Origin of the sequence: Agromyces hippuratus (assembly GCF_013410355.1) — a bacterium.
GTDB lineage: Bacteria > Actinomycetota > Actinomycetes > Actinomycetales > Microbacteriaceae > Agromyces > Agromyces hippuratus.
In genome coordinates this window covers 2219467-2231950 of the sequence record NZ_JACCFI010000001.1, presented here as the reverse complement: position 1 = coordinate 2231950, position 12484 = coordinate 2219467, and the positions used below count along the sequence as shown (strand labels likewise).

13 protein-coding genes are annotated in these 12484 nt (G+C 72.3%); 8 read left to right on the top strand and 5 right to left on the bottom strand.

All coding sequences use genetic code 11. The features are described from left to right. Positions 1–8 precede the first annotated feature (8 nt). The 5 genes from BJY17_RS10405 (at position 9) to BJY17_RS10385 (ending at position 2957) form a co-directional block, all read left to right on the top strand. Positions 9–500 (top strand): SixA phosphatase family protein, encoded by a 492-nt coding sequence (locus BJY17_RS10405; protein WP_179551280.1) that lies wholly within the window; start codon positions 9–11, stop codon positions 498–500. Between the two features lie 146 nt (positions 501–646). Beyond that, entirely contained in the window at positions 647–1249 is a 603-nt protein-coding gene (locus BJY17_RS10400; protein WP_218889885.1) for a SixA phosphatase family protein, read from the top strand. 48 nt (positions 1250–1297) lie between these two features. Continuing rightward, complete coding sequence (locus BJY17_RS10395) at positions 1298–1888, top strand: sulfite oxidase-like oxidoreductase (RefSeq protein ID WP_179551279.1); 591 nt, start codon at positions 1298–1300, stop codon at positions 1886–1888. Continuing rightward, entirely contained in the window at positions 1885–2700 is an 816-nt protein-coding gene (locus BJY17_RS10390) for a ferredoxin reductase (RefSeq protein WP_322789806.1), read from the top strand. Before BJY17_RS10395 ends, BJY17_RS10390 begins: the two co-directional genes overlap by 4 nt. Continuing rightward, positions 2700–2957 (top strand): DUF6510 family protein, encoded by a 258-nt coding sequence (locus BJY17_RS10385; protein ID WP_246303704.1) that lies wholly within the window; start codon positions 2700–2702, stop codon positions 2955–2957. The genes BJY17_RS10390 and BJY17_RS10385 overlap by 1 nt, the downstream gene beginning before the upstream one ends. 10 nt (positions 2958–2967) lie before the next feature. On the opposite strand, the gene hutI is transcribed toward BJY17_RS10385, so the two are convergent. The 4 genes from hutI to hutH form a co-directional block, all read right to left on the bottom strand. Beyond that, the gene (hutI, locus tag BJY17_RS10380) at positions 2968–4263 is read right to left on the bottom strand and encodes an imidazolonepropionase (RefSeq protein WP_179551278.1); all 1296 of its coding nucleotides are present in this window, start codon (positions 4261–4263) and stop codon (positions 2968–2970) included. Continuing rightward, positions 4260–5939 (bottom strand): urocanate hydratase, encoded by a 1680-nt coding sequence (gene hutU / locus BJY17_RS10375; RefSeq protein WP_179551277.1) that lies wholly within the window; start codon positions 5937–5939, stop codon positions 4260–4262. Before hutU ends, hutI begins: the two co-directional genes overlap by 4 nt. 130 nt (positions 5940–6069) lie before the next feature. Beyond that, positions 6070–7584, bottom strand: a complete 1515-nt coding sequence (locus BJY17_RS18535) for a M23 family metallopeptidase (RefSeq protein ID WP_246303703.1) — start codon at positions 7582–7584, stop codon at positions 6070–6072. Between the two features lie 133 nt (positions 7585–7717). Then, on the bottom strand, positions 7718–9307 hold the full coding sequence (gene hutH, locus BJY17_RS10365; RefSeq protein WP_179551276.1) for a histidine ammonia-lyase: 1590 nt from the start codon (positions 9305–9307) through the stop codon (positions 7718–7720). A 218-nt stretch (positions 9308–9525) separates the two neighbouring features. On the opposite strand from hutH, the gene BJY17_RS10360 reads away from it, so the two are divergent. Beyond that, positions 9526–10287, top strand: coding sequence for an IclR family transcriptional regulator (locus BJY17_RS10360; RefSeq protein WP_376866722.1), 762 nt, complete (start codon positions 9526–9528; stop codon positions 10285–10287). A 95-nt stretch (positions 10288–10382) separates the two neighbouring features. After that, positions 10383–11036 (top strand): DedA family protein, encoded by a 654-nt coding sequence (locus BJY17_RS10355; RefSeq protein ID WP_179551274.1) that lies wholly within the window; start codon positions 10383–10385, stop codon positions 11034–11036. Between the two features lie 18 nt (positions 11037–11054). On the opposite strand, the gene BJY17_RS10350 is transcribed toward BJY17_RS10355, so the two are convergent. Further along, positions 11055–11654, bottom strand: a complete 600-nt coding sequence (locus BJY17_RS10350; RefSeq protein WP_179551273.1) for an antibiotic biosynthesis monooxygenase — start codon at positions 11652–11654, stop codon at positions 11055–11057. Positions 11655–11864: 210 nt separating this feature from the next. Between BJY17_RS10350 and BJY17_RS10345 the strand changes: the two genes are divergently transcribed. Continuing rightward, a complete protein-coding gene (locus tag BJY17_RS10345; RefSeq protein ID WP_179551272.1) occupies positions 11865–12461 on the top strand; it encodes a DUF1349 domain-containing protein in 597 nt (198 codons plus the stop codon). Positions 12462–12484: the final 23 nt, after the last annotated feature.

Below are 12484 nucleotides of genomic sequence, written 5' to 3'. Positions count from 1 at the left end.
ACGGAACCATGAAGACTGTCCTGCTGGTGCGGCACGCCAAATCGAGCTGGGGCGACCCAACGCTTCCCGACCACGAGCGCCCATTGAACCATCGGGGCCGGCGCGATGCGCCGAGGGCGGGTGAGCGACTGCGAGAGCGCGGCGTCGTTCCCGACGTGATCGTGACGAGCACGGCGGTGCGCGCCCGCTCGACAGCGGCGATCCTCGCGCAGGCGCTCGACCTCGGATCCGATCGGATCCTGGAGGACGACCGTCTCTACGGTGCCTCCCCGGAGGGTCTGCTCGACATCATCCGGGCCCTCGACGATGAGTTGACCGGCGTCATGCTGGTCGGCCACAACCCCGAGGTCGGCGAGCTCGCCTCCCGGCTCTCGGATGAGATCGCCGAGATGCCGACCTGCGCCGTCGCCGAGTTCCGATTCGACGTCGCGGACTGGGCCGAGGTCGGCGCGGTCGCGCCGGTCGCGGTGCTGTTCGAGGCTCCTGCTCGCGACCGGTGACGGCGCGCCCGCCGGTGACGAGTGCGTGACGACTGACGATCACCGGGCGATCGGACGGCGGCATTTCGGCGTCCATCGGCCTCGCCGAGGTCGATGCCTCCGCGGATGCGCCGGACGGGCGTACCGTACGATGAGCGGCACTCCGCGTGCTGGAGGTCGCCGCGGGCAAGCACTGCGCTGAGCAGGGCGTGCGCGTGACCGACCCGACGGAAGGACGCACCGTGAAGACCCTCGTGCTCATGCGCCATGCGAAGTCGAGCTGGGACTCGCCAGGCCTCCCCGATCACGATCGCCCGCTGAACGATCTCGGCAGGCAGGATGCGCCGCGCATGGGCCGGCGACTCGTCGAACGCGGCATCGAGCCCGACGTGATCATCACGAGCACCGCGGAGCGCGCACGGTCGACGGCCGCACTGGTCGCGGGCGAGCTCGGCACCCCCGCCCGCCGCATCATCGCCGACGAGCGGCTCTACTCCGCGTCCGTCGAGACGATGCTGCGGGTCATCCGCTCGCTCGACGACCGGCTCGCGGTCGCGATGCTCGTCGGCCACAATCCCGAGATGACCGAGCTCGCGACCCGTTTCTCGAAGACCGCCGAGGCGATGTCGACGGCGGCGATCGCCGTCTTCACCTTCGACGCGGCATCGTGGGCCGACGTGCGTGCTGCGACGAGCGCGGGCAAGGTCGCCGCGCCGCCGATCGGGGTGACGTTCGACGCCCCCGACCGCACGCACGATCGGAACCGGTGACAGCAGCCCCCGGCAACACTAGGGTCGATGCCAACGGGAGGGAGCGAGATGTCGTTCATCACCAGGGGGTTCAGCGGGCGCAGTCGTGAGCGAGACGAACGACTGCCACCCGGCCAGACCCTCGTCCACGACTTCCCGGTGCTCTCGGCCGGGCCCACGCCCGAGGTCGACACGGCCGAGTGGGAGTTCACGATCCGCACCGAGTCTGGCGAGCACCGCTGGAACTGGGACGAGTTCACCGCCCTCGCGATCGACGACGTCGACACCGACATCCACTGCGTCACGCACTGGTCGAAGCTCGGCACGAGCTGGCGCGGCGTCTCGCTCGACACGCTGTTCGAGCACGTCGAGACCGAGCAGGAATACGTCATGGCGCACAGCTACGGCGGCTATACGACCAACGTGCCGCTCGACGAGCTGCTCGACGGCAAGGCCTGGGTCGCGTTCGAGTTCGACGGGGAGCCGCTCGAGCCCGAGCACGGCGGCCCTGCGCGGCTGCTCGTGCCGCACCTCTACTTCTGGAAGAGCGCGAAGTGGGTGCGCGGCCTCGTGATGATGGATCAGGACGAGCCCGGATTCTGGGAGCAGAACGGCTACCACCTGCACGGCGACCCGTGGACGGAGGAGCGCTACTGGTGAGCGAGGCCACCGCGCAGACGACGTCGCCGGCCGCTGCGTCGGCTGCCGCGGTGCCCGCGGTGCCCCGATCGGGCTGGCACGTCGCGACCGTGGCATCGACGCGTCGCGAGACGCCGAACGCCTCGCGCATCGAGCTCGAGGTCGACGGATGGCCCGGCAACGCCGCCGGCCAGCACCTCGATGTGCGGCTCACGGCCCCCGACGGCTACACCGCGACCCGCTCGTACTCGATCGCGTCGTCGGGCGCGGGCACGCGGGTGACCCTCGCCGTCGACAGGCTGCCCGATGGCGAGGTCTCGCCGTACCTCGTCGACGACGTGCGCGCCGGCGACATGCTCGAGGTGCACGGGCCGCTCGGCGCGTTCTTCGTGTGGGCGCCGGATGCCGCGCACGCCGCCGCGGCCGTCGATGCCCGGCCCGTGCAGCTCATCGCCGGCGGTTCGGGCGTCGTGCCGCTCTACGCCATGGCCGAGGCGCACGGTGTCGCCCAGGACCCGACGCGGTTCCGACTGCTCTACTCGGTGCGGAGCCCCGACGACGTCTACTTCGCCGACGAGCTGCGGCGCCTCGCCGAGGCATCCGCTCCGCTGCAGCTCGACCTCGTCTACACGCGCCGTGCGCCCGACGGGTGGCGGACGCCGCCCGCGCGCATCACGCGCGAGGTGCTCGAGTCGGCCGTGATCCCGGCGGCCGAGCGGCCGCGCGTCTTCGTCTGCGGCTCGACGGGCTTCGTCGAGCGCGTCGCCGACTGGCTCGTCGAGCTCGGCCACGACGCACGATCGATCCGCACCGAGCGATACGGAGGCACCTGATGCAGCATGTCGACGGCAACGCCCTGGCGGGCCCGCTCGCCGAGTTCTTCAGCTTCGACGCGACGACGGCGACGGCGCGCTGCAACGGGTGCGGCGCGCTCGGCGAACTCGCCCGCGCGATGGTCTACCGCAGCGGTGCCGGCACCGTCGTGCGCTGCAGCACCTGCGACCACGTGCTCGCCACCCTCGTCGAGACGACCGACCGCGCGTGGATCGGCCTCAGCGGCATCAGCGCGATCGAGGTGCGGCGGGGCTGACGCCGTCTCCTCACCCTGCGACGACCGCGCCGTCCTTCCAGACGCGCCCGATGAGCGGCACACCCGGCCGGTAGGCGAGGTGCACGTGGCTCGGCGCCGTGAGCTCGACGAGGTCGGCCCGCATGCCGGGGCGGATCGCACCGACATCCGTGCGCCGCAGCGCGAGGGCGCCGCCCGCGGTCGACGCCCAGACCGCTTCGGCCGGGGTCATGCCCATGTCGCGCACGGCGACGGCGATGCAGAACGGCAGCGAGCTCGTGAAGCTCGAGCCCGGGTTGCAGTCGCTCGCGAGGGCGACCGTGACCCCTGCCTCGATGAGGCGTCGGGCGTCGGGGTAGGGCTGGCGGGTCGAGAACTCGACGCCCGGCAAGAGGGTGGCGACCGTGTCGGATGACGCGAGCGCCGCGACATCCGCATCGCTCAGGTAGGTGCAGTGGTCGACCGAGGCGGCGCCGAGCGCGACGGCGAGCTGCACGCCGGGCCCCTCGCCGAGCTGGTTGCCGTGCACCCGCACGCCGAGGCCTGCTGCGGCGCCGGCCTCGAGCACGCGTCGCGACTGCTCGGCGGTGAACGCGCCCCGCTCGCAGAAGGCGTCGACCCACCGCGAGTGCGGCGCGCACGCGTCGAGCATGTCGCCGACGACGACGTCGACGTAGGCCTCGGCGGCGCCGTCGGCGTCGCCGCCGAACGCCGGGTCTTCGCGGAACTCGAACGGCACGACGTGCGCGCCGAGGAAGGTGACCTCTGACGTGACTTCGCGAGCGAGCCGCACGAGCCGCTCCTCGTCGGCGACGCTCAGGCCGTATCCGCTCTTGATCTCGAACGTCGTGGTGCCCTGCGCGTGCAGCTCGGCGACGAAGCCGGCGAGCCGTGCCCGCAGCTCGTCGTCGCTCGCGGCCCGCGTGGCCGCCACCGTCGAGCGGATGCCACCCGCCTCGTACCGCTGCCCGGCCATGCGGGCGGCGAACTCGGCGGCGCGGTCGCCGCCGAAGACGAGGTGCGAGTGGCTGTCGACGAAGCCCGGGATCACGGCCCTGCCGCCGGTGTCGACGACCTCGACCTCCGCATCCCAGATGGAACGATGCTCGGCGCCCTCACGGCGGTCCTCGCGTTCGATCCGGCGGTCGAGGTGCTCGTCGGCGTGGGTGGCGCTGCCGACCCACGCGATGCGGCCGTCTTCGACGAGCACGGCGGCATCGCGCACGATGCCGAGCGGTCCGCCCTCGCGGTCGGGCGAGGGGTCGTTCGTCACGAGCTCCCCGATGCCGGTCAGCAGCATGCGCCCCGCGGCGCCCCCGTCGCTCATGCCTCGAGCATAGGCACGCGCAGGCCGCGTTCGCGAGCGACCTCGACCGCGCGGTCGTACCCGGCGTCGACGTGACGCATGACGCCGGTGCCCGGGTCGTTCACGAGCACGCGGGCGATCTTCTCCGCCGCGAGCTCGGTGCCGTCGGCGACGATCACCTGGCCGGCGTGGATCGAGCGGCCGATGCCCACGCCGCCGCCGTGGTGGATCGACACCCAGGTCGCGCCCGAAGCGGTGTTGAGCAGCGCGTTCAGCAGCGGCCAGTCGGCGATCGCGTCGGAGCCGTCGGCCATGGCCTCGGTCTCGCGGTACGGGCTCGCGACGCTGCCCGAGTCGAGGTGGTCGCGGCCGATCACGACGGGCGCGCTGAGCTCGCCTGAGGCGACCATCTCGTTGAACTTCAGGCCCGCCAGGTGGCGCTCCTGGTAGCCGAGCCAGCAGATGCGAGCGGGGAGGCCCTCGAAGTGCACCTTCTCGCCGGCCTGCGTGATCCAGCGGTGCAGATGCTCGTCGTCGGGGAACAGCTCGAGGATCGCCTTGTCGGTCGCGGCGATGTCAGCAGGGTCGCCCGAGAGCGCCGCCCAGCGGAACGGGCCCTTGCCCTCGGCGAAGAGCGGGCGGATGTAGGCCGGCACGAAGCCCGGGAAGGCGAACGCGCGGTCGTAGCCGCCGAGCTCGGCCTCGCGGCGGATCGAGTTGCCGTAGTCGAAGACCTCGGCGCCGGCGTCCTGGAACTCGACCATCGCCTGCACCTGCTTCGCCATCGATGCACGGGCGCGGTCGGTGAAGGCCTCGGGGTCGGATGCCGCGAGCTCGTGCCACTCGGCCACGCTCACCCCCTCGGGCAGGTACGACAACGGGTCGTGCGCGCTCGTCTGGTCGGTCACGATGTCGATCGCGACACCGCGGGCGAGGAGCTCGGGGAAGACTGTCGCGGCGTTGCCGACGAGGCCGACGCTCAGCGGCGTGCGTGACTCCTTCGCCGCGAGCACCCGAGCGATCGCGTCGTCGAGGTCGTCGGTCATCTCGTCGAGGTAGCCGTGCTCGACCCGGCGGGCGAGTCTCGTCGCGTCGACGTCGACGATGAGCACGACGCCCTCGTTCATCGTGACGGCGAGGGGCTGGGCGCCGCCCATGCCGCCGCAGCCGCCGGTGAGCGTCAGGGTTCCGGCGAGCGTGCCGCCGAAACGTGCGCGTGCGATCGCGCCGAAGGTCTCGTAGGTGCCCTGCAGGATTCCCTGGGTGCCGATGTAGATCCACGAGCCGGCCGTCATCTGGCCGTACATGGTCAGGCCCTGCTGCTCGAGCTTGCGGAACTCGGGCCACGTCGCCCAGTCGCCCACGAGGTTCGAGTTCGCGATGAGCACGCGGGGCGCCCACTCGTGGGTGCGGAACACGCCGACGGGCTTGCCCGACTGCACGAGCAGGGTCTCGTCGGCCTCGAGGCCCTCGAGCGTGCGCACGATCGCGTCGAACGACTCCCAGTTGCGGGCGGCCTTGCCCGTACCGCCGTAGACGATGAGGTCGTCGGGGCGCTCGGCGACCTCGGGGTCGAGGTTGTTCATGAGCATGCGCAGCGGCGCCTCGGTCTGCCAGCTCTTCGCGGTGAGCTCGGTGCCTCGTGCGGCGCGAACGGTGCGGGCGCCGGCGGGTGCTGCGGTGGGTGCGTCGGTCATGCTCCGATGCTCGCGCACCGAGTGGTCGCCGACAACGGATGTCGTGCGCGTGCTGTCTGGAATACCAGACGCGGGCGCTTGCTGCGCGCCACGAACCGGTCGGGAGGACCGCTCCGCGCTGACAGCCGGGTCAGCCGAGCCGGATGCCGCGAGCCGCCATGAACGGAACGGCGTCGACGGCGGTGCCGTCGAGTCGCACCTCGAAGTGCAGGTGGCAGCCGGTCGATGCGCCCGTGCTGCCGACGGTGCCGATGAGCTGGCCGGCCGCGACCTCGTCGCCGGGGCTCACGAGGATGCCGCCGTCGGAGAGGTGCGCGTAGCCGGTCGAGACACCGGAGCCGTGCTCGAGCAGGATCCAGTTGCCGTAGCTGCCGCTCGCGCGCGCCTCGACGACGATGCCGCCGGTGGCGGCGAAGATCGGCGAGCCGCAGCTCGACGCGACATCCGTGCCGCGGTGGAACTCGTTCACGCCGGCGAGCGGCTTGTTCGGCCGGGGGCCGTACCCGTCGGTCTGAGAGCCGGAGACCGGCGGGGCCCAGCCCTGGTCGCTCAGCTGCCCGGCGTCGCGCGGGAGGGAGTCGATGAGGGAGACGCTCGAGGCGGCGACGCGGGCGCGCAGCCCGGAGAGATCCGAGCGGGCAGACTTCACGTCGCGCTCCGCCGCGGCAACCGCGGCCTCTGCCGCCTCGACCGGAACGGCGTCGACGGCGGCCCAGGCGTCTGCGGCACGCTGCTCGGCGGCGTCGGCCTCATCGGAGCGCTTCTGGGCGATCTGCTGGAGCTTCTCGGCGTCGCCGGTGATCTGGTCGACACGTGCCACGCCGCCGAGGCCGGCGAGCAGGTCTTTGCCCGAGCCGAACGCGGCGGCCATCGACGTGAGCGAGGTGTCACCGCCGCGCGAAGCGGCGAAGGCGGCAGCGCCGGCCGCGTCGGCGTCGGCGCGGGCCTCGTCGGCCTGCTCCTGCAGCTGCGTCGCCAGGGCTCGTGCCGCGGCCTGCGTCGATCGAGCCGTCTCGAGCTCGGCCTCGGCCGTGCGCAGGGCGGCGGTCGCCCGATCGAGCGCGGTGCGCGCCCCGAGCAGCGAGCTGAGCTGCGGGTCGCTGCCGCGTGCGATGCGAGCGTACGGGCCGCTGCCGATGAGCAGCGGTGCGCGAGGGGTGGCGACCGGTGCGGAGGGCTCGGTCGTCGGCTTCGTCGTCGGCGGTGCAGTCGGCGTCGGCGTCGGCGTGGGAGTCGGTGTGGGCGTGGGAGTCGGGGTCGGCGTTGGCGTGGGAGTCGGGGTGGGAGTCGGCGTCACCGGCGGTTCGGTGGGGGCCGGCGATTCGGTGGGCTCCTCGGTGGGGGCCGGCGGTTCCGTCTCCTCGGGCGCCGGTTCGGTGCTCCCGGTGTCGGTGCTCCCGGTGTCGGTCGACCCGGTGTCGGTCGACCCGGTGTCGGTCGACCCGGTGTCGGTCGACCCGGTGTCCTCGGTCGTGGTCTCGGAAGTCGTCGCCGCGTCCTCGGTCGCGACGACCTCTTCTGCCGACGCCGTGCTGATGCCGGAGATGCCGAGCACGATGACGGCTGCTGCGGCGGCGACGGCGAGCCCGTCTGGCCGGGTGCGTTGCACACGGAACGGGCGGCTCAGGCCGGGCGATCGATGCATCAGCGACATAGGGTTCCGTTCGCGAGCCGGCTTCGGGGGCCGGCATCTCCCTCAGTCTCTCAGCGCAGGCAGGTCGACACAACACCTGAGTGCGCAGATTCCGCACCCTGTTCGGGGCACACGTGGACTCGGCTCAGTCGAGCGCGCCGGTCGCTGACATCGCCGCGACGACGATGTCGCCGTGCGCGACCATGCCCGAGATCGCCTCGATCTCGGGGGAGAGGAAGCGGTCGGGCCCCGGCACCGCGCCGGTCTCGGCGACGAGCGAGACGACCGCTCCGGTCGCCTCGCCCGGCATGAGCGGCGCCCGCAGCGCGAGTCCGCGGGCGGCCGTCATGACCTCGATCGCCAGAACCCGGGAGAGCCCGTCGATCGAGCGACGGAGCTTGCGCGCGGCCGCCCAGCCCATCGAGACGTGGTCCTCCTGCATCGCCGACGACGGGATCGAGTCCACGGATGCCGGCACCGCGAGTCGCTTCAACTCGCTCACGATGCCCGCAGCGGTGTACTGCGCGATCATGAGGCCGGAGTCGACGCCGACCTCGTGCGCGAGGAACGGCGGCAGGCCCTGGTTGCGCGCCCGGTCGAGGAACCGGTCGGTGCGACGCTCGCTCATCGACGCGACGTCCGCCACCGCGATCGCGAGGAAGTCGAGCACGTACGCGACCGGTGCTCCGTGGAAGTTGCCGTTCGACTCGACGCGCCCGTCGAGGGTCAGTACGGGGTTGTCCACTGCGCTCGCGAGCTCGGCATCGGCGACGGATGCCGCGTGGGCGAGCGTGTCGCGGGCGGCGCCGTGCACCTGGGGGGAGCATCGCAGCGAGTAGGCGTCCTGCACGCGGGTGCACTCGGGGCCCTTGTGGCTCGCGACGATGGGGGAGCCCGCGAGCAGTCGCCGCAGGTTCGACGCGGAGATCGCCTGGCCGCGCTGCGGGCGAAGCGCGTGCAGGTCGGCGGCGAAGACGGCGTCGGTGCCCATGAGACCCTCGACGCTCATCGCCGCGGCGATGTCGGCGGTGGTGAGCAGCATCCGCAGGTCGTCGATCGCGAGGGCGAGCATGCCGAGCATGCCGTCGGTGCCGTTGATGAGGGCGAGGCCCTCCTTCTCGGCGAGGTGGAGCGGCGCGATGCCGGCGGCGGCGAGGGCGCTCGAGGCATCCGTCGTCTCGCCTTCGCTGTCGGTCGAGCCCGTCGAGACCCGCACCTCGCCCTCGCCCATCGCCACGAGCGCGCAATGCGCGAGGGGGGCGAGGTCGCCGGAGCATCCGAGGGAGCCGTACTCGCGCACGACGGGGGTGATGCCCGCGTTGAGGATCGCCGCGTAGGTCTCAGCCGTCTCGCGGCGCACGCCGGTGCGGCCGGTCATGAGGGTCGACAGGCGCAGCAGCATGAGGGCGCGCACGACCTCGCGCTCGACCTCGGCGCCCGAGCCCGCGGCGTGCGAGCGCACGAGGCTCGCCTGCAGCTGGGCGCGGCGGTCCTCCGCGATGAAGGTCGTGGCGAGCGCGCCGAAGCCCGTCGAGATGCCGTAGTGCGGCTCGGGGTCTGCGGCGAGGCCCTCGACGATCGCACGGCTCGCGGCGACGCCGTCGAGCGCTGCCGGGTCGAGCACGACGGATGCCCCGTGGCGGGCGACCGCGACGACGTCGTCGATGCCGAGGGGGCCGGTGCCGACGGTGACGGATGCCGCGGCGCGTGCGGGTGCGGAGACGTTGCTGCTCATACCTCCGATTCCACACCGCCCCCGCGCGCGCGGGAAGCGCGGAGGTGGGGTCGCTGTCCGGTATCCCAGACTTCGGCGGTACGCTCGCTCCACGCGCACATCGGCGCTCCACGCGCACATCGAGAGGACAATAGATGCCGGATCCCAGCCGTCAGAGCGACGACAACCGTCATCTCCATGCGATCGGACGCCAGGCGGGCGGGTCGCAGACGTCGAAGGTGCCGGCGGCCGACCAGACGCTCGCGATCCTCACGCATCTCGCAGCGCAGCGCGGCCCGGTGCCAGCGGCCACGATCGCCTCGGCGCTCGGCATCCCGCGCTCGACGGTCTACCACCTGCTCGCGGTGATGCAGGAGCGCGGCTTCGTCGTGCACCTGCCCGAGGAACGCCGATACGGGCTCGGCGTCGCCGCCTTCGAGCTCTCGAGCGGCTTCTCGCGCCAGCAGCCCCTCGCCCGTCTCGGCCGGCCGCTCGTCGCGGCGCTCGTCGACCGCCTCGGCGAGAGCGGCCATCTCGCGGTGCTGCACGGGCGCGACGTGCTCTACCTCGTCGAGGAGCGCGCGCCCCGCCGCCCGTCGCTCGTGACCGACGTCGGCGTGCGCCTGCCCGCGCACCTCACCGCGACCGGCCGGGCGATGCTCGCCGTGCTGCCGCCGGCGCAGCTGCGGGCGCTCTACCCCGATCGTGCGGCGTTCGCCGGTCGGCCCGCGCTCGACGGCGCCGACGAGGCGTGGAGCTACGGACGGCTGAAGCGCGTGCTCGCGGTGGTGCGCGAGCAGGGCTGGGCCGGAGAGGACGGCGAGGTCACGGGCGGCCTGGCGTCGGTCGGCGCGGTCGTGCGCGATCACGTCGGCTGGCCGGCGGCCGCCGTCGCAGTGACGTATCCGGATGCCGCGCCCGACGCGGATGTCGCCCGGTACGTGTCGGCGGTGCAGGAGGCCGCGACGACCCTCGCCCGTCGCATCGGCACGCCCCGCTGAACCGGGCGCCCAGCTTTCGCCCATCCGGCAACCGGTACCGTGGGCCTGCCGCCGAGCACCGATCATCGACCCCGACCGAGAGCCGAGACACGACCTTGCTGACGACGACCGACGACCACGGGTTCACCGGCCTCACCGGATTCGCCGCCGACGTGCTGAACTCCCTCGGCGACATCGGGGTCGGGGTGCTGGTGTTCCTCGAGGTGCTGATCCCGCCGATCCCGAGCGAGGTCATCCTCCCGTTCGCCGGCTATCTCAGCCAGTCGGGCGACCTCCACCTCGGCATGCTCATCCTCTGGTCGACCCTCGCGTCCGTGATCGGCGCGCTCGTGCTCTACGGCCTCGGCGCCGCGGTCGGCCTCGATCGGGCCATCCGCTGGATCGCGTGGACGCGACTCGTCAGCCTCACCGACCTCGAGCGGGGCGCCGCCTGGTTCCACAAGCACGGCCGCTGGTCGGTGCTCGTCGGGCGCATGATCCCGGGCGTCCGCAGCCTGATCTCGCTGCCCGCAGGCGCCGATCGCATGCCGCTCGCCTGGTTCCTCCTCTTCACGGCCATCGGGTCGGGCATCTGGAACAGCCTGCTCATCGGGGTCGGTGCCGCCCTCGGCACCCAGCACGCGCTGCTCGAGGAGTACCTGCAGTACCTCGACTGGGTCGTCTACGGCGCGATCGCGATCGCGTTGGTCGTGCTCGTCATCCGCCGCGTGCTCGAGCACCGGCGCGTGACCGGCGACGCGTCGGCGTAGCGGCGAGCACGCCCGGCCTCAGCGAGCGGCGGGCGCGAGCCAGCGACGCAGCATCCGCGTCACGAAGGGCAGCGCCCAGAACGTCATGACGGGCGTCAGCAGCAGCGTCGTGACGAGCACCTTCCAGACGACTTCGAGCTCGTTCCAGCCGGGAACGAACGCGGTCACGAGCAGGGTGAAGACGAGGTTCACCGGGAAGAAGCCGAGCCAGATCGTCACGGCCTGCTTCCACCGCGGCGGTGCGGGCGGCAGCTCTTCGAGCGCAGCGGATGCCGCGGCATCCGTCACCGGCACCGAACCCGTCGCCGGGTCGTCGAACCAGCCCTCGATGCCGGTGCGGCGCCTGCTGCGCTCCGAACGCACGAAGCCCTCGCCCATCGAGAGCCACCAGGTGCGCTCGGCCGAGCGCTCCCAAGCGTCGAGGGTCTCCTCGTTCGCGAAGCGGTAGAGCATGTGCCAGACCTGCGAGCCCTCGCCCGCGCGCACCCAGCCCGAGCCGAGGAAGCCCGGGTACTTGGCGGCGAGGTTCACGCCGGTCTGCACCCACGCGGTCGCTTCGGAGATGCGTTCGGGGTCGACCTCGCGCCGGATCGAGACGGTGATCGGTTCGCTGTTCATGGGCCACCCCGGGGCACTCGCGAATCCCGCGGATCGTGTGCGCGGAACTCTGGATGATCGGCCGTTTCGCTGGTGGCGGGCTGGTCCAGGCCGAATGCGAGTGTAACCGGGCTGTGTTTCGAGGTTGCTTCGAGCGCGTCGGTGGCAGAGCGGTCCGAGCCCAGCGCTCGTTCCGCCGGTAGTGTTCTCGTCGACGAGGTGGGGGAATCCGTGCGAGTAGCAGGTCTGCCGGTCCTGGCGTGGACGAACGGCGCGGCGAGTGCCGACGTCGACGACGACGCGGGCGAGCTCCGCCTGCGCGCCTCGGCAGGAGTCGATTGGAGCAACGACCCCCTCAGCGGCCCCGGACAGCATCGAGCGAGCCTGCTCGGCTTCCGACCCTCGGGCGATTTCGCGCTCAGCGCGCGGGTTCGCGTCGTGGGGGAGCGTTCCACATTCGATGCCGCGGCGCTCGGCCTGTGGTGCGACGAGGACCACTGGGCCAAGCTGTGCTTCGAGTACTCGCCGGCCGGGCAGGCCATGGTCGTCAGCGTGGTGACCAACGGTTTCTCGGACGACTGCAACTCGACCGTCGTCGAGGAACCGTTCACCCACCTCCGAGTGGCGCGACTCGGGTCGGCGTACGCGTTCCACGCATCGACGGATGGCGCCCGATGGGACTTCGTCCGCCTCTTCCGAGTGCACACCGATGTCGCCCCGGTCGTGGGGTTCCTCGCGCAAGCGCCGATGGGAACGACCTGCGACGCACGGTTCGACGCCATCCGGTTCACCGATGTGGCTCCCGCCCACCTGCGCGACGGCTCCTAGGCCCGGGCGTGCGCACGCCGCGG